The 17,992-nt window shown below is 35.3% G+C and carries 23 protein-coding genes and 1 riboswitch; of the genes, 4 read left to right on the top strand and 19 right to left on the bottom strand.

Going from position 1 to position 17,992, the window contains the following annotated elements; genetic code table 11:
* Positions 1-20: 20 nt before the first annotated feature.
* Positions 21-311 (bottom strand): DUF7768 domain-containing protein, encoded by a 291-nt coding sequence (locus DEAC_RS11345; protein ID WP_053006387.1) that lies wholly within the window; start codon positions 309-311, stop codon positions 21-23.
* A gap of 275 nt (positions 312-586) precedes the next feature.
* Here DEAC_RS11345 and DEAC_RS22210 point away from each other — a divergent pair, with 275 nt between their 5' ends.
* The 3 genes from DEAC_RS22210 to DEAC_RS11330 all read left to right on the top strand — a co-directional run bounded on the left by DEAC_RS22210 (position 587) and on the right by DEAC_RS11330 (position 1,842).
* Positions 587-1,000: a helix-turn-helix domain-containing protein gene (locus tag DEAC_RS22210; RefSeq protein ID WP_053006386.1), complete on the top strand. Its 414-nt coding sequence runs from the start codon at positions 587-589 to the stop codon at positions 998-1,000.
* 6 nt (positions 1,001-1,006) lie between these two features.
* Positions 1,007-1,447, top strand: a complete 441-nt coding sequence (locus tag DEAC_RS11335; protein WP_047810182.1) for a hypothetical protein — start codon at positions 1,007-1,009, stop codon at positions 1,445-1,447.
* A 170-nt stretch (positions 1,448-1,617) separates the two neighbouring features.
* Complete coding sequence (locus tag DEAC_RS11330) at positions 1,618-1,842, top strand: hypothetical protein (protein WP_047810181.1); 225 nt, start codon at positions 1,618-1,620, stop codon at positions 1,840-1,842.
* A gap of 212 nt (positions 1,843-2,054) precedes the next feature.
* On the opposite strand, the gene DEAC_RS23860 is transcribed toward DEAC_RS11330, so the two are convergent.
* Together DEAC_RS23860 and DEAC_RS22695 are read right to left on the bottom strand one after the other, a co-directional pair.
* On the bottom strand, positions 2,055-2,195 hold the full coding sequence (locus DEAC_RS23860) for a hypothetical protein (protein ID WP_200903122.1): 141 nt from the start codon (positions 2,193-2,195) through the stop codon (positions 2,055-2,057).
* A gap of 67 nt (positions 2,196-2,262) precedes the next feature.
* On the bottom strand, positions 2,263-2,421 hold the full coding sequence (locus tag DEAC_RS22695; RefSeq protein WP_083996082.1) for an aspartyl-phosphate phosphatase Spo0E family protein: 159 nt from the start codon (positions 2,419-2,421) through the stop codon (positions 2,263-2,265).
* Positions 2,422-2,825: 404 nt separating this feature from the next.
* Between DEAC_RS22695 and DEAC_RS11325 the strand changes: the two genes are divergently transcribed.
* The gene (locus tag DEAC_RS11325) at positions 2,826-3,170 is read left to right on the top strand and encodes a response regulator (RefSeq protein ID WP_242847136.1); all 345 of its coding nucleotides are present in this window, start codon (positions 2,826-2,828) and stop codon (positions 3,168-3,170) included.
* Positions 3,171-3,479: 309 nt separating this feature from the next.
* Here the strand turns inward: DEAC_RS11325 and DEAC_RS11320 are convergent, their stop codons facing one another.
* The 16 genes from DEAC_RS11320 to DEAC_RS11255 all read right to left on the bottom strand — a co-directional run bounded on the left by DEAC_RS11320 (position 3,480) and on the right by DEAC_RS11255 (position 17,541).
* Positions 3,480-3,815 carry an Hsp20/alpha crystallin family protein gene (locus tag DEAC_RS11320; protein WP_083996080.1) on the bottom strand — a complete coding sequence of 112 codons (336 nt, stop codon included), beginning with the start codon at positions 3,813-3,815 and terminating at the stop codon, positions 3,480-3,482.
* 123 nt (positions 3,816-3,938) lie between these two features.
* A riboswitch (cyclic di-GMP riboswitch) is annotated at positions 3,939-4,028 on the bottom strand.
* Between the two features lie 171 nt (positions 4,029-4,199).
* Complete coding sequence (locus DEAC_RS24545; protein WP_047810178.1) at positions 4,200-5,006, bottom strand: methyl-accepting chemotaxis protein; 807 nt, start codon at positions 5,004-5,006, stop codon at positions 4,200-4,202.
* Positions 5,007-5,084: 78 nt separating this feature from the next.
* Positions 5,085-5,546: a MarR family winged helix-turn-helix transcriptional regulator gene (locus DEAC_RS11310; RefSeq protein WP_053006385.1), complete on the bottom strand. Its 462-nt coding sequence runs from the start codon at positions 5,544-5,546 to the stop codon at positions 5,085-5,087.
* Positions 5,547-5,668: 122 nt separating this feature from the next.
* A complete protein-coding gene (locus DEAC_RS11305; protein ID WP_047810177.1) occupies positions 5,669-6,037 on the bottom strand; it encodes a TfoX/Sxy family protein in 369 nt (122 codons plus the stop codon).
* 421 nt (positions 6,038-6,458) lie between these two features.
* Complete coding sequence (locus DEAC_RS11300; RefSeq protein WP_047810176.1) at positions 6,459-8,117, bottom strand: DNA methyltransferase; 1,659 nt, start codon at positions 8,115-8,117, stop codon at positions 6,459-6,461.
* A gap of 110 nt (positions 8,118-8,227) precedes the next feature.
* Positions 8,228-8,875 carry an HNH endonuclease gene (locus tag DEAC_RS11295; RefSeq protein WP_047810175.1) on the bottom strand — a complete coding sequence of 216 codons (648 nt, stop codon included), beginning with the start codon at positions 8,873-8,875 and terminating at the stop codon, positions 8,228-8,230.
* 309 nt (positions 8,876-9,184) lie between these two features.
* Complete coding sequence (locus DEAC_RS11290) at positions 9,185-10,387, bottom strand: hypothetical protein (protein ID WP_047810174.1); 1,203 nt, start codon at positions 10,385-10,387, stop codon at positions 9,185-9,187.
* Between the two features lie 382 nt (positions 10,388-10,769).
* Positions 10,770-11,486 (bottom strand): MBL fold metallo-hydrolase, encoded by a 717-nt coding sequence (locus DEAC_RS11285; protein WP_047810173.1) that lies wholly within the window; start codon positions 11,484-11,486, stop codon positions 10,770-10,772.
* 165 nt (positions 11,487-11,651) lie between these two features.
* A complete protein-coding gene (locus DEAC_RS11280; RefSeq protein ID WP_047810172.1) occupies positions 11,652-12,167 on the bottom strand; it encodes a DUF1648 domain-containing protein in 516 nt (171 codons plus the stop codon).
* A 212-nt stretch (positions 12,168-12,379) separates the two neighbouring features.
* Complete coding sequence (locus DEAC_RS24180) at positions 12,380-12,673, bottom strand: hypothetical protein (RefSeq protein WP_242847135.1); 294 nt, start codon at positions 12,671-12,673, stop codon at positions 12,380-12,382.
* A 39-nt stretch (positions 12,674-12,712) separates the two neighbouring features.
* Positions 12,713-13,015, bottom strand: a complete 303-nt coding sequence (locus DEAC_RS24175; protein WP_242847134.1) for a hypothetical protein — start codon at positions 13,013-13,015, stop codon at positions 12,713-12,715.
* A 200-nt stretch (positions 13,016-13,215) separates the two neighbouring features.
* Entirely contained in the window at positions 13,216-13,629 is a 414-nt protein-coding gene (locus DEAC_RS11270) for a GNAT family N-acetyltransferase (protein WP_047810171.1), read from the bottom strand.
* A 37-nt stretch (positions 13,630-13,666) separates the two neighbouring features.
* On the bottom strand, positions 13,667-13,825 hold the full coding sequence (locus tag DEAC_RS23555; RefSeq protein WP_161796441.1) for a hypothetical protein: 159 nt from the start codon (positions 13,823-13,825) through the stop codon (positions 13,667-13,669).
* Positions 13,815-14,777, bottom strand: a complete 963-nt coding sequence (locus DEAC_RS11265) for a restriction endonuclease (RefSeq protein ID WP_047810170.1) — start codon at positions 14,775-14,777, stop codon at positions 13,815-13,817. Before DEAC_RS11265 ends, DEAC_RS23555 begins: the two co-directional genes overlap by 11 nt.
* Before the next feature lie 90 nt (positions 14,778-14,867).
* Positions 14,868-15,656, bottom strand: a complete 789-nt coding sequence (locus DEAC_RS11260; RefSeq protein WP_053006384.1) for a Shedu anti-phage system protein SduA domain-containing protein — start codon at positions 15,654-15,656, stop codon at positions 14,868-14,870.
* A 64-nt stretch (positions 15,657-15,720) separates the two neighbouring features.
* Entirely contained in the window at positions 15,721-17,541 is a 1,821-nt protein-coding gene (locus tag DEAC_RS11255) for a DUF6119 family protein (RefSeq protein WP_047810168.1), read from the bottom strand.
* Between the last annotated feature and the right edge of the window lie 451 nt (positions 17,542-17,992).

Here is a 17,992-nt window from a genome sequence, read left to right as displayed (position 1 = left end):
GTAATTGCTTTTTTTACTAGCTAGTGAAAATACATAACTGGAATACCTAAATGTTCTGCAGCCTTAATCTCAGTCTTCATGCCATCTGACAATTCATTCCCAAAGGCCCAAAGTTCTTGGCATAGACTCATCAGTTCGATGTCCCTTACGCTTTGCTCCTTGGGGGTGTCAGGATTAAGCGGAGTATCAAAAACATGTGGCGCTATAGGTATGCAGTTCTGCTTTATTGCGAATAGACTATACCCTCGGACCTTCGCAAGGTTCTTATTTTTGTCTCCTTTACATGCTGAGCAAATATAGACGATTTTCATAAATATTCACCTCCTTAGGAAGCAAAATAGTCCCCTCGGTGAAGCCAAGGAGACTATTTGCATAAATCGTCTAAGACTGGAAACGCTAACTTTGTAGGATACCATTGGTTATCTAGTTTGTTAATAAAATTCATACTGTTGTTGGTTATATTAACAAACTTGTTAAGTCGTCTGACATGAATTAATATAGCAGACAGTTATTTACATGTCAGCAGGTATATAGTGGTTAATATGGATTCCAACTTAGTAGTTTCCAAAGAAGGGAAGTTTAAAACTTGGAGGACGAGAAACATCAGCAGCTCATTAGACAATATGATACTGGTCAATATCTTCTTTCCCTTCGAACCGAAAAGGGGTTGACTCAGCCAGTTGTGGGTAAGGCGTTAGGTATAAGCTCTTCATACCTATCGGAAATTGAAAAAGGCGTTCGAATGCCTTCGGACGAACTTATAGAAGAATTTGCTAATTATTATGGTGTTAATGATAATGATTTGTTCCAAAGATACGGTAAAATACCAGTGATCGTTAGGCAAGAGATGCGGGAACATCCTTATCTTCAAGATACTTTGGCAGAATTAAGACGATTAAGGAAGAAAGGAAAAATAACCGATGAGCAGTCCGATAAACTCCTTCGTGAAATAACAACCGTTTATAAAAAACACATCGAGGAGATTCGCGGGGAGGAGTGATTTTTAATGTGGACCAATTTTACTAATTTAGTTCACCAGGGATGGCATTACTTAGAAGAAATGTACGGGTATCATGAAGTTTTAAGGGCTAAAGAATGGATTGGGGCCTTAAGTTTCTTTTTTGCAGGAATGATCATCATGAATTTCATTAACTACTGGTTCTTTTTCCAACATCATAATGATGAAACGATCAGCGGCTTATCTGCGATGAAAATTGGGGATAAAACATTTACTAACCCCCATACACATTCGGAGTTACTCGATTCAAATATCGGTATTATTTACCTCAAATTATTCCCCCACAGAAGAAATCGTCCAAAGTATCCTAAATTTGCAAGAAATATTATTTACCTGATCATTTTCCTTCTCATTGTTTTTACTCTAGTAGGAATCATTACCGCTGATATAGTGACCCTTCCCTATGGCAAATTAAGGAGTGTTTATTAATGTCTTGAAGACGAACAGTAGATGCTTATATCGGCTGACAGCAATATAGCGGGGAGCAATCTCTTGCCTTAGTTTGCAGATCAATTTACACCAGCACAATTATTGCTCTATATAAGGACTCGTATTACTGTAAATAATAGAATTATCAAAATGTAAAGAAGGTATTAGCTTTGATAACGGTATTTGACTTTATATACAACATAATTATTTTGCTGGGGTTTATCTGTTTTTTATGGCTGGCATGGATGTTCTATGACACCTATAAACGACTTGGCTATGATGAAAATGGTAATCAGGTAGTGTGGAAACGAAAATATTGGAAAGATCATAAAAAAGAACTCAAAGCACTTACCGAGCGAATAGTTCAAGAACGATTGGGGAAAGAAAGAACCTAGATTTCTCTAGCAATTTACCAATATATTTTAACTACCAAATACAGTAATCTTCTGCCTATCTAACTGACGCCATGAAGGCAAAGAACAGATATGCACCCGATGATGTAAAATCAAAAACCTCCAATGATCACAGATCGCACCTTAAAAATTATGGAAATTGTTTGCATCAAAAAAGCGACCTTAGTTTTTAACTAAAGCCGCCGTTCACACTTTTATATTAATTCATCCAACCATTTAAAATATTCATTTTCTAACTGTCCTACGGTAAACTTATTTCTTGCATCCATTAATTCAGGGTTAATTTCGCATTTATCGGCATCACGAAGTAAGATTATTCGCTCAGGTGCGTCCATAAGTCTCCCCCCCTAAAACATGTTCATATTAAGTATGTATGATAACTTTTATAAAACTATTCTCAACTTAAGCAACATCTCTCATGCTATAGTACACATTTAATAATAAATCGAGCCTCTGGCTAAGTTGAACAACTTCAGGGTCGACGAGTGGTTTATTTGACCCCAAAGTATTTAATTTTCCTCTTAAAATCTCAATAGACTTCAGTATTTCTACAGCACTCATTCATCGTCTCACTCCCAATGGTATTTTTTGGACATTATCTCAACACGATTGCTATTATATTCCAAGTATTGACTAGAATCAATGAATCCGACAATATCTGTCATCTTATCATATTTAGGAAAAATTATGAAGCAATATTAATATTTTATTGTTTTTGTACTGATGTCATCCCATGAAACCTTTGATGCGAAAGATCTCTGTAAAGCCCAAATCCGAATCTTTTCCTCTCTCAAGAGAAAGGATTTCAGAATCTTACGAAGAATATTCTTAACATTATGTAAAATGCACCACTTATTCCCTAAATCATAGTACCGATTAGAAAAGAAACAACTCACCCAATAAGGACTATCTAAGAAATCTTTTGAAAGAGAGATGGATGCCTTTTGAAACAGTGTTCTTTACTAGTGGTTGATGACAATCCGGGAATTCGAATACTTTTAGAAGACCTCTTTTCCTCTAAAGGTTACAAAGTAGGCACAGCTGCTTCGGGACTTGAAGCCTTAGAATTGGCAAGAAAACAGTTACCAGATCTAATAATATCGGACCTCAGAATGCCGGGAATTAGCGGCATCGAGCTTCGGGCGAGATTACTTAGTTCCAATCCTAAGATGAAGGTCATCTTAATGTCTGCATACGCTGACAAGCAAGAAATGGATAAACTAGCGTGTAAACACAAGATCGATTACATGTTGGATAAACCGTTTGATTTGGAACATTTAAGTGATGTTGTTGATGACCTATTGAAATGACACGATTACCGATAGCATTTTGACAAAACACATATTAACGGAACCTTTTTATGTATCCTTATTATGCCGCCCTTGCTGTGGGGTGGCTCTTCAATTTATTGGGGGTATTGGCAGAGGTTCCAGAACATAGTTAATCTGAGCTTCGTAACTTCCTTCTAACACGATCTAAAAAAATATCCCCTCACTTGGAGGGTAAATGGAGGAGAAGCAATGCCATAAAAGAATTTATGTTAACCGCTTTTAGCGGGAGTTAAACGTTTATGTATCAGGACGAGCGCCCATTACATAAGGGCACTCATCCTTGTTATTTTATTGAATTTCGATTTTTCGGTTAGTATCTTGAACTACTCTCTTAGGCAAAGTCACCACCAAAACACCATTTTCATATTTGGCTTGGATACCATCACTTTTAATACCATCAAACACGAATTTGCGAGAGATTGATTGCGGATAGCGTTCTCGGCGGATATAGTTTTCTTTCTCTTCCTTGACTTGTTTATCTTGTTCTACCGAGATTGTTAACACATTATCTTCAAACGAAACATTTAAATTTTCCTTATTCACGTTAGGAAGGTCTGCTTCCAGAATATACTCGTTGATGTTGTCTCTGATATCAACCTTTAGATTGTTGTCGTATTGTGTCATCCTGGAAAAGAAAGGCTCGTTGATAAAATTTTTGCCATGATAAATTTACTCCCGAAGAGTTTACTATTCTGGTTTCTACGAAACTTGTTATTGTGCCTATTAATACGATTTATGACTTAATACTATAGCAACCAGGCTATCATGTTCCATTTAAGAAATTTAGACCCTATGGCTATGCATCCCACTCTTTCAAGCGGTTTGCCCATTTACGGTTGGTGAAGTGAATCATCTTAGGAGCGCGCTAGGACTAAATAGTAATTGTCATTTATTTTCCTAAGCTGGAAAGGTCAAGACGTTCAAGGTGGTTTTCTGTGATAAGTATATAACTGTCCTACCATTTTGAAAAATCTCTCTGTCGATCATAAAATGATTAACAAAATTATGCTAGACATTACCCATCATGACTAACTTCTCAGCCATTTGCGTAATTTGCGATAAAGCATTTGATAGTTCTGTTGCCGCGCTGGCCTGAGATTCTGTAACTTCACTGAGTTGCTTAACTGATTCTATCAAATTATTAACCGATACCCGAACTCTAGTAAGATCTGATTCAATTTCGAGAGTTGAAATTTTCGTAGTTTCAGATAACTTCCTTATCTCATTTGCAACCACAGCAAACCCTCTACCATGTTCTCCAGCACGAGCCGCTTCAATCGACGAGTTGATACCAAGAATGTTACTCTGAGCTGAAATTTTGTTAATTTGAGCTGTTACTTTATTGGTATGCTCTACTTCGTGTGTAACTTGATCGGTCTCATTGCTCATTGCTTTTGTAGTTGCTGCAAGTTCTTCCGAAGTAGCTGTGAGGTTTTCGGAAATTGAAGAAATTTCTTCTACTGCTGTAAGAATTTCCTGACCTGCCTGAACTAAGTTATCATAATGCTCCGTTGATATACTAACGGTGATACATCCAACAATCACTCCATTTTGTCGTATGGGATTAGCTATTCCTACGTAAGGTATGCCTAAGACCTCTTTGGAAATTCGCTTAACTACACGACTACCTGTACGGAGTGCTTCTTCTGAAACAGTATTTTCTGGTATTCGATCGCCAGCATTTAGCTTTAAATTTAGTCGCGGTCCGTGATAAGCCGCAAGTACCTTCTCTGAATCTAGCAGTGTTATAGCCGTTTCGGCATCAAAGAGATCCTGTAATTCTCCTGCAATTTCCAAATACGAATCAAGTTTCAATTAACTCCCTCCCGAAAGTCTTAATATAAAATGATTCCATTCTGAATTATATCCATTTCGAACTATGAAACTAAAAAATTAACCCCAGTCGTTCCTGATAATAGGTCTCAAATATGAAAGAATATCTTTGTTTTCTTGATGATCAATGCTTAGAATCTTCTCAAGATAGTTAAGACCTTCCGGGGATATAGATAATGAAAAATCTATTACTTGTTCCATTATTTGTTTACCCGCTTCTGTCAAGGCCAGATATGTGACTCTACCATCGTCAGGATTTGAGGTTTGGCTTATAAGCTTCTTTTTCAATAAGGTTTTAGCAAGGGAAGAAAGAGTGTTTTTGGCAAGTCCACTTCTATAAGCTAAGTCAGAATAACTTAATGAACCATCAATAAGCAATTCCCACAAAATGTAAAGCTGCGCTCCTGATAAACCAACAAGCTTTGCTACTTTCTCTCTATAGATTTCCATTTGGCGTGTTATTTGTTTGATTAAACGATAAAATTCAAATGCATATATTAATTTTTCCTGATCACTAGACATTTCGATCTCCTTAAAAATCTTTTGACTCATAAATGTTTCGACAATATTTTAATAATTCCTCTATTTTGTCACATATTTTTAATATTTTGTCTTAATGGATTTAGCGATCACACCTATGAATATTAGCTATTACCATTACTTGCAAGTCTTCGCTTCTTAGGCTTTGTGGGATTATTTCTAGTCACCAATAAAGATTTCATCGCCCATTCCGCTAACTGTTCTCTGTTTTCCAAAATATCAACAGGAACCTCATAATATGGCATTAACATGGGCTTGTCATCAAACGGTTTGAATGGTTTCATTCCTGCCATTATATAATCTGACTTATTAGAGTCATCCACCTTAAAATAAAGGACGTCATCGGCAAGTAAACCGAAAATCAAACCGTCATAGTAAATACTCGCTCCGCCAAACATCTTTTTGACCGTTACAAAACCCAACTTTCCGAGTTGGTCTACTGCATAATCTTTGAAGCTTTCGCTGACTGGCATAGAGTTCCTCCGGTATTATAGTTAAACAGACCCTCACCATGTTTTAGTGTAGGAGTTTCAGATAACAGATCCGAGATCGAGAGCAACCCCTCAAAGACCATATTTATATTTCCGGGGCTTTTCTGAGATTGTAGCTGAAGATGATTTAATTATTTGGCCCAATGGCTGGGTCGGGAACTACTGGGGTTCGCTAAAAACCATAGGAAAGCCGTACTCTGAAATATGTCAGATGAGTACGCCCAAATTATAGAGAATAAGCTGGGCATAGCAAGATCAGGTATTTTAACCTCGATTTAAAGGATCCTGGGTATAAAAAAATCAATAAAATTACAGCAGGATAAGGCAACGTCAAGAAGTGCGACTGGGCATCTCATTAATTCCACTTCTCTTAAAAATAACAAAAACCAATTCAGTTTCAGTGTTATTTATTAAACGTCCATTCTACGTCAGCTTTTTTTCTTAACTCATTCGTTTCATTGCAATTGTAAAGTACATATTTCTCGTTAGAATTCATATAATTTTCTATTGTTTTCTTATCAAATTCAATTAATTGCTCATCATTGTTTTCATGAGAGTATTTAATACTAAACCACCTAATTAACAAGTTATCAAAAAGCACATTTAAACTCACTTTATTATTCATGTTAATGAAATCATCTGCTATTTCTTCTATTTTATGAGCAATATCAAAGTCCATGTTTGATTTTTCTGTAGGTTCGCTAGTCTTCCTTACGTTAATTATCAAATCTGTCTTCGGTGTTTCTTTTAGTAACATTTGTGTTATATTCGGGGCAGAAGCTTCCATAGGAATGATATTAACAAGTCTAAACCCTGAATTTTTAAAAGCTCTTATTATTGAATTCCAGATCTTTAAATCTTTGTTAGCGAAAGTTACTGTCATCCAAGCCCCATCTTTTAGAACTCTATATGCTTCCTTAAATACTTCTGTAAGCTTTGTCTCATAATGTATTTCATCAAAATTACCTTCTCGATATGGATTAAAGACAACCTCATTTTCCCAGTCAATCCTCTCCCCAAAATATCTTAACCAGGAATTCCATATAAAACTAAGCTCTAAGTATTGAATTCCCTCACCACCGTAAGGAGGGTCAGTAAAAATGTAGTCTATTGAATTATCCTTAATCTCATTTGTAAGGTTACAAGACGATTTTAAGATGAAGTTATAATGTTTTTTATCTCCGACTAACTCATTTGTTTCAATTTTTCCTTTCAACATTTTTTTATATCGATTCTCAAAGTAATGCCAAGCATTTAATTCCTGCCAATTCTTTGGTAACCAGTAAGTATTAATTTTCCACGATGGCCCTCCTGAGTTTCCTTTATAGTTAGCAATCATTTTTGATGCCTGTGCTATCATTGAAGTAAATACAACAACAAATGCCTCTCTAATTGATTCATTCTCAATGTTAGCAATATAATGGAATATGGCACTCAAAGCATGAAGATTTCTTTTAGTATATATATCACTAAAATCCACTATACCCGCTCTCTCAAGCTTTTTTGTTTCCCAGCCTTTAAAAATCTTGTCATTCGGATACCAGTATTTTATTCTAGTATTATTGATTTCCTCAATAGTGATTAGATCTAAATTATCCACGGATTTTATACCTTTAGTTTTACAATGTTCGCACAAGTATTTTATTTCAACTGGTTTATCATTTTCCCATACAGTTGAAACTATTTTACTAGCTTCATTGCAATTTGGGCAAGTGGTGCTATACAACCATTTCATCTCATTATTTAGAGCTATCTCCATCCTTTTATATTCATTTTTAAATTCCTGTAAATCAATGTGATTAAGCATCGATTTACAAATATATTTCGATATTGGATTAATATCAACGCCAATACCGACTCTATTATTAATCACAGCTTCTATAACCGTAACTCCAAATCCGGAAAACACATCTAAAACAGTATCATTTTCATCAGTGAAGTAATTAATATATTCGGAAATTACATTGGAGGGCTTCTTACCCCAATATTTATGTACATCATATCTTTTGGGCCAAGTATCTGGCTCAATTATATGACTTATAGGTAAGTCAATAGGTTTCATTCATTTACACTCCTTATCATTGTAAATCCCCCCCCAAAAAAAAGACGAGGTTTTTCCTCGTCATAGTATATACTATATTTTGATTTTGTTTAACTCATTTCAACAAGTTTTTATTTGTTAAAATAGTCTCTTAAAAATTCATATGCAATTTCTTTTTCTTCTGTTGGGATTGCCTGAAGAATAGCCTTAATATTTAGCTTACCAGTCTTACTATCCCAAAAATTCTTCTTAACTACTTGGTGTCGACCACAAAGTGCCTGCCAATCATCGGGATTATTGACATCTACCTTCTGTCCAAAAGAATGCGGTTGTAGATGGTCAGCCGTTAGCTTAACTTTTCCACCACCAATAGGATCCACATCACCATCTTTTAAGCCACATATTTGTCCACCTTCTGACCATTCACAACTATTATTTGCTCTTTGTAAAACCTTCTTCCAGCACTCCTTTGAGGGGTAGACCCTTTTATTTATCTTTGCTCTTTTCTCGGTCGATAACATTAAATATTCCCCAAGCTTTAAATCATTTCTATCTCTTTGACTCAATATAGTATAACCGTCATCGGTTCGTAATTCGGATAATCGTTGGTGCCAATTCTCAGGTTCCTTTCCTGTTATTGGGTCTTTTGCAACCTCTACTAATTGATTATTTGTGATAATTTTCCCAATGTTATTCAAAAACAAGGCTTCTATTCTTTTTTTGATCGACTTTTGATTATAAAGTTCTTTTTTGATTGAAGCATATTCCAAATGTTCCACAATTTTCACCTCTAGTACTTTATTATACTAAAGGCTTACATTTTATACAACCTATCGTCATTCTTCATCTAGACTTTTAGGGGGAAAGATAATTCATTTTCATGTTTAGCAAGAATTTTGGTCCATGACGCCCCTACCGGTATCAACACACACGCCTTCTTCGATCCCGGCAGTGGTATACTTTGCAACCTCTGAAAAAGGCCTTCTTTTGGAAAACGGGGAAAAACTATTAAATTACATTCAATCTTGAGAAATAGCGAATCAAAAGAACTTATGTATTACCTAATGAGACCTACTGCCATAAACAATTCAATCCTCCCATTCTATTAAGTCAAATAAGTACTCTCCTCCCCCTAATATCTCGTCTTCCTTCGCTATCAATGGATCAATCCAATCTGCTTTGTCACGTGCCCATCTAATAAAGCTTTGAACTTGCTTTCTCTTCTCCAGATCAGTTATTTCCTGACATTTTAACTCGATTCGCTTGGTAAACCCTCGAATTTTCTCAGCCTTATCCGAATCAGAAGAGAGTTTTTCCAACAATTCAACGAGTTCTGTCTCATGTTTTCTAATCTTCTCTAACTTTTTCCGTTCGAGTTCCTCTTCCAGCCTTCTTTTTGCTTCCAATTCATGTTCTTCTCTCTTTGTCTTAACTACCTGAACAGCTTCCATTAGCCAAATTATTATTTCACCTATTTGATTTTCAATTTTACGATTATCAGTATCATGCCACCGTTTTCGTCTACAATGATACTCATCAATCTCAAATGTAAAAATACCTGTACTTACATAATCATATGGTGGAATATAGAACGGACCCTTCCTTTGCTTAGCTATTTCTTCTTTTGTTGGCTCGTGCTGTATCTTTAACTGTTTCTCTCTGAATTTTATTGGAACACTATCTCGTTCCAAATTAATATACGTTATATTGTCACATAAACGCGGCTCGTAATTCCGATAATGTTGAGCATTCGGAGCTTTAATTTCAACTGAATAGCCCAAATGTTCAAGAGAAACAAACAGAGTATTTAAGATTCTATATGCTCTATCTTTTTGCTCATTGGAAATACAAAAATTCATAACCCTGCTTGTTGAAGGTTTTGTGGATTCCTTACGCGATTTAAAATACTGTATCGTATCTTTAATTAATTCATGCGGATTGGTTAATATGTCCGGAACAGTAACAATTGATACAAATTCCATAACGGTTTGTTTTTGTTCCTCAGATAAAAATAATAGTATTTCAGATCTTTTTATCTTAGATGAAATATTGGGTTTTTCTTCTACAATAATTTTATCTGGACCTTTTGACTTAGGAAGAGGTGGTATCTTGGTTTTTTGGCCGGCTTGTACCTTCGCCCAATATCCATTTGGAGGCGTAGGTATATTAAGCTTCTTACAATTCTTTCGAAGTGCTACATCAGAAATCCCGTATCGTTTAGCAACTTTAGTCATGGGCTCAGCCCAAATTTCTTTGTAAAGTTTTTCACGCTCATAGGTTCTGGTCTCCATATAACACCTCACTTACTATAGTTTAAAGGTTACATTCTTGACAGCAAGTCCTAGCCAACATATTAGCTATCCATGTCTAATATCTCATCAAAATTTATTATATCACTGTAACTGAACAAATTGTTACGAAAAGGCATCAACGTCTACCGTTTTTCCTATATAAGTAATATAAGTAAAAATCCGAAGCACTTTATCGCTCCGGATTACATTCCTCGCAAAGCCGTTTAGATTATTTAGTTTTTAACCCCGCTCTCGCAGGTTTGAAGGAAGTTCATTATAACAATGTTAAGTGGGTAGCTATTTATTCTTGAGGTTAGTGGGGTGGTGATTGTGCGTGGGATTTTTCGTGTGTGCTGAAAATATGGTTGCTTAAGATTATTTTCTAACGGTCCAGTAGAGAACCTATGATATTAAGAATATCCAATTTGCTTGCTGGATCAGCGTGTCCCATTACGCAAATATCGAAGTCGATCCCTTCTATTGCTATAAGTAAAGAATTTAATTTACTTTTATCCAAATAGCAATTATTGTAATAATCCACTCCCACAGCATCGCCTATAAATAGCACTCTTTCTTGAGGCACAAAAATACAAGTACAATCTTCACTATGTGGAGATACAATAGGGTGTAATTCAGCAACTATACCTCCTAGATCAATTTCCATAGTCCCATTGTAAGAGATATCGGAAGTCGTTACTAGTATCTCCGAAAGTACTGGATACTCTTTTCGAATACTACTATCCGCAAATTCAATCTCAAGCTTTGTTTCTAACCTCTTCTTCATTTCCGAATCGGTCCATTTCCACTTTGCTATTTCTGCTAATTTCTCATTCGTTTTTTTGTTAGCAAATGTGATCCCTTCGATTGCATTCATACCAAAACTATGATCCCAGTGCCAATGAGTAATAGCGATAAAGTCTGGTTTTCTTAAACCTTCATTAATTATAGCTTCATTGAATAATTGAACATGCCTTTTTGAATTACCCGAATCCACCATTAATGAATATTTCCGCCCATTTATATATCCTAATACAGGCCTATCAACCTCTTTATTATGCAAACTATAAAACACTCTATCAGTAAGCTGTCTTAACTCCATAAAAAAACCCTCCTTATGTAAAAGCTTATGAACGCAAATTCGGTGTTACGTTTTCATTCTAATTCCAACATTATACTCTACTTGCATCGCTCCAGCTTTCTGGTTCGTTGAGCGCCTTTGGATAGGTAAGGACATCACGCAGCATCAGGTGTTAGGGTTCTCACACTATTTTGCCTTAAATGCCTGCCAAATGTAGAAAATCAGAGTAACTAACGGTAGCAATATAGATATTAAGATGAAACCTATTCCAAGACCTAGCTCCTTACCCATTGCACCCTCAATAGTTCTCCATTGAATATAAGCGAAATTCCAAATAACTTCCGCCTTCAGAGATTGGACCATTAACCTGGCTATCTGATATTGTATTTCTGCGTTTTGCTCGGTAATAGCAAATGGATAATTAAACTTATGTGGATAACGATTAATTATTGTTAGGAATATGTACATTAGAATGATCACTGGAACTAATAGGAATATTTCCCCTTTCGACCCCCATCGATCAACTTGACCCTGAATATTGTAATGAGCCGGAATTTTACTTGGTAATGAGGACCATATAATTACAGGATAAATTAATGAAGCTACTACTCCAATTATAGCTCCAATATCGAATATGTTTTCCAGTAAGGAACGATGCATTTGTATTCGCGGACGTTTTTCCTTCGAAGAACTCTCATTCATAACTTGCTCCTTTATTAAAGCAAACTATTTGGCTATAGCCCGAACTTACAAATATTTTCAACTCCCAATAATGTGACGCATCCCCCCCACCTTCCCGTATCCGCTAGCCTAGCACATCCATCCTGCAGGATTGAATGAGTTCGGTAGGTTGACAGGGGTTTATGGGGATTTGTGGGTAAGGGGTGAGAAGTGAGAGCCAGTAATGGTGTTCCTTACTTAACCGTTACGGTCGTTTCTTTAAAATGTACCACTTGATATTCGGGGTTCTCATGAAAAGGTTTAACCGTTAATTGAAATTCCACACCTCTAATATCATCAGGTAAAGGTGGTGTTACTACAAAAGAATGCTGCATACCCCTTCTTGACCCACACCCACCATCTTGCCTACTATGATATTCTGGAGAAATGAACAATTCAAAGCTTGCATGGCCTAGCCTGACAAATGGTTCAGATGTGTTGACTTCAGTTTCAACGCACACTATGCTTGCATTGGTATATTGTTTCATATATATTGTTTCATATATGTTACTGCATAAGACATACCCTCAATTTCGACACACTTCAATATTGGAACAAATTTTAAGAAATTCGTTGGTTCTATGGGGGGGGAGAAAATGTTCCTCGCCTATCATATATGCCGAAAAGATTCTTTGTAGCCAAGCCTCATTAAGACCGAACTTTTGGCTCCATTCTGGGATCAAATCTTGATGCGGAAATCCTGGATTATTATTTGATAATTCTTTACGCTTAGCTAACAATTCACAAATTTGCTCATCAACAAGAATCAAATCCTCGCAGTAATGATCGGTTGGAGTATGAAATGAAATTCGCATTGGCGATGTTTTCAACCTAATTACCCTCTTCCTTTCACAAATTTGTATCTTACTAATTCAGAAACTTGTGACCCGGATAAATCATCTATTTTAAGATACATAAAATACCCCAATGGATAGATCAATCCTTAATCTACAATATAAGAAAGATATGACACAACTAAAGTTAAAATTATAATGCTTCAACTCTACAAATTTGGAATTTATCTTTATTGTTAAAGAGTTTTAGTAAAATAATAGCGTTTTCCTGTGACAGGATAGTTTTCTAATGCAAACACCTCCTTGTATCCATGCTTTTTATAAAATTCAGGTGCTTGAAAACTAAAAGTATCTAAAAATGAATACTTGCAACCACGCTCTTCTGCTGTTTTTTCCGCCTGATTTAAAATATTACTTCCAATGTTATGTCTCCTTAATTCTTCACTTACCCACAGAAACTTTATAAACAACCAATTACCATGTGTATTTCCAATTAGACCAGCAATTTTTTTACCTGTTTCATCTTGTAAATAAAAACCCAAATCCTTTGGGTTTTTATCTTCAATTCTCGCTAAGTTATATTCTAACAATCCTTGAAGAATAATATCTTCATCTTGTTTTTTAATTTCATCAGTAATCTCAATTTTCATTTTAATTCTATCACCTCCTTAGTTGACATGCTTAAGTTCATTCATCAAAAGCAATTACTTCATGTAAATAATTGACCTTGCAGGGCCGGAGGAATTTTACCCTTTGCTCGGCTAAAACAACAACCTCCGCTAACTCTACACGCAACACCCGGCACTTAACTGCTGTCTTGGCTTTATCTAGGCGGTTATTGCCCACATGAATACAAAGGTTTTTTATACAATACAGTTCCCCGTATTTTTTCTTTGAAGAAATCTTTTAGGTTACCTTCATTTTCAAGTATATTAACTATTTCTTCGAGCTTACATAAAACTATTGTCTTTTGGTTTAATATGTCAGCACAAGTAGTGATAGCTGCTTCTGTATATCCGCTTGCAGAAATAAAAATTCCACTAGTATTTGAACGACCGAATAATCTAACCAAATGTCTGGAAACATCATTTATATCAACATTAGTGCTTAGCCATTTCATTTCTACTAGATAAATTTGTCCATCGATATCAATAACTCCATCGACTTGTTCAACGATTCCCTCACTATTTTCTCCATTTAATGTGAATGCTTCTTTTATAAGAATTTGATAATATCTGAATAACTCATTTAAAGCACTTTCCAATTTCTTTCCCCGAATATGAGGATTTTTTTCGCCAAATAATGTATAAAAATTACTTTTTAGTTTTTCGAATTCTTGCTTTCGTTTTTGAATTTCAATAAGTTTCTTTTGATGTTCCTTCTGTCTTTCAATCCTTTCATTTTCAGCAACATCTTTCATTCTTGTGAAAGAATCCTTAACATTGATAAGTTTACTGATCTCAGAGACTAGACCCTTAGCTTTTAAAACATCAGCTTCCCAACAAGCTGAATAATTCTCAAATTCAACTACGCGTTTTAATACTTCTCTTCTTTCCCTTATGAATTTATCCCTATTTTCATTTAAACGGGTTAATGTTCCTCTTACAATCTCATGTTTAAATATTTTATCCCGGTCGTTGTTAACCAGTTGAATATAATCTTTCATTAATAAGTCTGGCACACCAGCCCCTTTAAAAAAAAGTAAAACATCTTTTTTCGACCTACATAATAGAGGGATAGTATCTATAAGTAAAGCTGTTAGCTCCGGTGGATAGTGAAATATTTCCTGTACCCCCATCCCGTTCACTCCTAAAAGATAATTTATTTCGCTTACCTTAATAAAAAAATTTTTGGGGAATTCGATAGGCTGTTTTAAACACAATATCTATTAATATGTATTTGCACCAATTGCTTCAATAGCATAATCGTACAAATTATCATAGTGCATCAAGACTATCTTTTTATCCTCTGCAAGTTTTCTTTTTTTCCACCTCAAATTTTCATTAAAATCCTTACGTCTTCCAGCAATAACAACAAATTCAACTCTAGTTTTGTCAAATTTATAAAATTCTTTTGGGAGATCAAAATGTGGATGTTTGTTTTTTTCAAATATTTCCGCTAATGACGAAAAGTTTCCATCTAGCCATCTATCCCAATCATCAATTTGATTAATCCCTTTCCTAATGACTTCTCCCTCATGCCCACTACCAATTGAAATTTTCCCATAAGGGCTTTCTAATTCAATAAAAACAAAGTGGTATCCGTCAGAATTTTTTCCTAGAATAAGATAATCTGCCTGATACGAACTACCCAGCTGAAATTCGGGAAAAACACAAGTGCCGTGATGCCCAAAATTATAATTCTTCTTCTGAATTGAGCCTATCAAATGATAAGCTCTTCTATCTCTTATAAAGTTCAAGATATCTCTTTCACCTGTTTGTGTATTGTTCAATAATGAAAGAAACTGATTGCACATCTCGGTTAATTCATCTCTTCTTTTTAACACCTTCTCATCCAGATAATTACCGGGAAATAGTTCAGTACAAAATCTGACCTTATCAGGATAATTATATATTAATCCAGCACGATGAATTTTTGAGCTTTTTACCTTATATTCCTCATATAGTTCTAATTCCTCTTCCGTTAATTCTTGAAACACAGCATCTGTAATCATCATTATCATTCACCTCGTAAACACATTAAACGAAAAATATTAAACAGTAACTCTTCCCCGTTATATTTTATAAATTTGCTGCCTGTTTCAATGGGTTCTCTCTTCTGATTTGGATCACTCTTAATTTTATACCAGCCGATTTGAGCCGCCGGTATAACTCAATCAAAGAGAATTTTGCAATGTTGGAATCAAACCTATCTATGTTAACAATATCCCTTTCAACTTTTGCAATATCATAAAACGCAAGACAGAAAATAATATTTTTACCTTTAAATAGGTTAAGAAACTGGTCCTTAGAAATCTTTTCAGTTTGGTTACCAATCAGGGAAAAATAGTGATCATCGCTTCTTACCTTCTCCTCTAATCCTTCGTACACTTTTATTATTTGTTGAAAGTCGCCACTAATTTGAGCTTCTTGCACTATCCTAGCAGATATAGCCAACTGAGAAGCTAGCTCCCTCATTGAATTGTTGAATCCTTTCTTCACATGTATTAGATATGTATTAATTCCCTCAGATTTTACGATATCTGCTATTTCAAACCCGTCAGGATAAATTTTGTGCATAACTAGAAAGTCAGGTTCCCCCACATATTGCTGATTATACTGATCTTCATCCCCATAATTGTTTAACCAAGGTTCAAGGGAAAATCCTTCTAAGCTTTCATTAATAACTTGTTCACATTCCCGGTTAAGTCTATCAATAAAATCGTTTTCAACCTCATACCATTCGCCATCAATCAAGAAGTAAATCTTATCATGAAGATGAAGTTCTCCATGTAGATGCTTGATTAAAGTTGCTTCAGTAAGTACATTTCCTTCAGAATCGTAGCTTCTGACCCTGAGCCTTTTCAAAAAACCCCTAATTTCCACTACTTGGGTTATATCGAACCCCTGTTTATCAAGCGCATCAAAAACAAAACTAAAGTCCGTCAGTTCATCATACGGTTCTTCACACAATAGCGTCTTTGTGTTTGTAAGAAGCAAATTATAGTCAGATGCATTAAAAAACGCTTCATATTCGGGATGACAAATATCAAAATCCAGTTCAGGATTCCTATTGTACCAATTATTTACGACTATATCGTAAAGTCTATTTTCAAGTTGTTCAATCAAAGCCTTATTAATCTCACCCCTTCGAGCAATAATTTTAACTTTATTAAGAATAAAATTTGGTTCTTGCTCTAATAAACTTGCTATATTCTTTAAAACTCTGATTAGTGATGAAAAGTCTATAGATTTACTAATCTGGAACGTAGACTTTGCAATACACCCCACATGTTTCCGAATCTCGTCAGCAGAAAAGCCAAGCCTTTCGCTCATCTCATTGTCTAGTTCGGCACGGATCTGTTTATATAACTTTCCAAACTCGTCGTCATCCGCGAGTTTGTAGTCAAATCGAAAGTATTTCGTACTTGCCAATACCGCGCCCGTTAATCCTCTCTCATTCAAAGACCTAATTACTTTAGCGTTTTCGGAAATAATTCGAGAAATAATTTCAATACCAAAATTTTGATTTATATAATCTTGAACTATAAAATTCCCTTGCCCGCCGCTTACTGCAAATAGATTATTCTCATCAAAAACAAAAGCCACAAAAGAAACATCTTTATTCCTACCACTAAGTAGATCTACATCTTCATTTAGAATTGGTCTTAAAAAACCCTGCCATTTAGGCACTCTATTCTTTTCCGAATAATAGACCTTCATACTAAAACCTTGAAGGTCCAGTCCCTCTCGCAATTCTTGTTCTAAAAAAGACTCATACTCTGGGACTTTACTATTATAAGTACTAACAATTATTTCTACTATTTGTCCATTACTCATACCATCAAATAAAGTATTTTCAATTCTATATACTGCTATCTGTATTCTTTGGCTAGGTGACATTTTTCAGCCCTCCCAAAAAGAATCTCATTTTATACTTAATTCTTCCAAGGAGTGCGGAATCCTCCACATTACTACAATGTTTTAATATAAATTTCTAACAAATGGTAACATCTTTCCTGTAAATAGCTAACACAAAAATGGTGAACTGTACCATAATGACATAAAACTAAACCGACATCATGAAATGAGGGCTTCTTTATATCCAAAATAATAAGAATGCAAAATCAACTTAATTGACGATTTTACACTCTTAACCTTTCCAAGGTGTATCAATAAGAACGACAATAGCAATAGGTAAGGCTTTGATATTATCTCCACCTTTTCCCCTGCTCCACACCGTGCATGACAGTCTCCCATCGCACACAAAAAAGACCCCCGCCAGCTTAAGGCAGAGGCCAAAGAGTAAAGAGTTTATGGGACAGAACTGTGATAGTATTATGAGGTAAAATCG

This window comes from Desulfosporosinus acididurans (assembly GCF_001029285.1).
GTDB lineage: Bacteria > Bacillota > Desulfitobacteriia > Desulfitobacteriales > Desulfitobacteriaceae > Desulfosporosinus > Desulfosporosinus acididurans.
The sequence above is the reverse complement of the archived record's forward strand: the minus strand, read 5'-3'. Positions and strand labels throughout refer to the sequence as shown.

Bases quoted from the DNA above. Each gene is read 5' to 3' on its own strand.
- DEAC_RS11345 (WP_053006387.1), bottom strand. From the start codon at position 311: ATGAAAATCGTCTATATTTGCTCAGCATGTAAAGGAGACAAAAATAAG.
- DEAC_RS11335 (WP_047810182.1), top strand. From the start codon at position 1,007: ATGTGGACCAATTTTACTAATTTAGTTCACCAGGGATGGCATTACTTA.
- DEAC_RS23860 (WP_200903122.1), bottom strand. From the start codon at position 2,195: ATGGACGCACCTGAGCGAATAATCTTACTTCGTGATGCCGATAAATGC.
- DEAC_RS22695 (WP_083996082.1), bottom strand. From the start codon at position 2,421: ATGAGTGCTGTAGAAATACTGAAGTCTATTGAGATTTTAAGAGGAAAA.
- DEAC_RS11320 (WP_083996080.1), bottom strand. From the start codon at position 3,815: ATGACACAATACGACAACAATCTAAAGGTTGATATCAGAGACAACATC.
- DEAC_RS11310 (WP_053006385.1), bottom strand. From the start codon at position 5,546: ATGTCTAGTGATCAGGAAAAATTAATATATGCATTTGAATTTTATCGT.
- DEAC_RS11305 (WP_047810177.1), bottom strand. From the start codon at position 6,037: ATGCCAGTCAGCGAAAGCTTCAAAGATTATGCAGTAGACCAACTCGGA.
- DEAC_RS11300 (WP_047810176.1), bottom strand. From the start codon at position 8,117: ATGAAACCTATTGACTTACCTATAAGTCATATAATTGAGCCAGATACT.
- DEAC_RS11290 (WP_047810174.1), bottom strand. From the start codon at position 10,387: ATGGAGACCAGAACCTATGAGCGTGAAAAACTTTACAAAGAAATTTGG.
- DEAC_RS11285 (WP_047810173.1), bottom strand. From the start codon at position 11,486: ATGGAGTTAAGACAGCTTACTGATAGAGTGTTTTATAGTTTGCATAAT.
- DEAC_RS11280 (WP_047810172.1), bottom strand. From the start codon at position 12,167: ATGAATGAGAGTTCTTCGAAGGAAAAACGTCCGCGAATACAAATGCAT.
- DEAC_RS24180 (WP_242847135.1), bottom strand. From the start codon at position 12,673: ATGAAACAATATACCAATGCAAGCATAGTGTGCGTTGAAACTGAAGTC.
- DEAC_RS11270 (WP_047810171.1), bottom strand. From the start codon at position 13,629: ATGAAAATTGAGATTACTGATGAAATTAAAAAACAAGATGAAGATATT.
- DEAC_RS11265 (WP_047810170.1), bottom strand. From the start codon at position 14,777: ATGGGGGTACAGGAAATATTTCACTATCCACCGGAGCTAACAGCTTTA.
- DEAC_RS11260 (WP_053006384.1), bottom strand. From the start codon at position 15,656: ATGATGATTACAGATGCTGTGTTTCAAGAATTAACGGAAGAGGAATTA.
- DEAC_RS11255 (WP_047810168.1), bottom strand. From the start codon at position 17,541: ATGTCACCTAGCCAAAGAATACAGATAGCAGTATATAGAATTGAAAAT.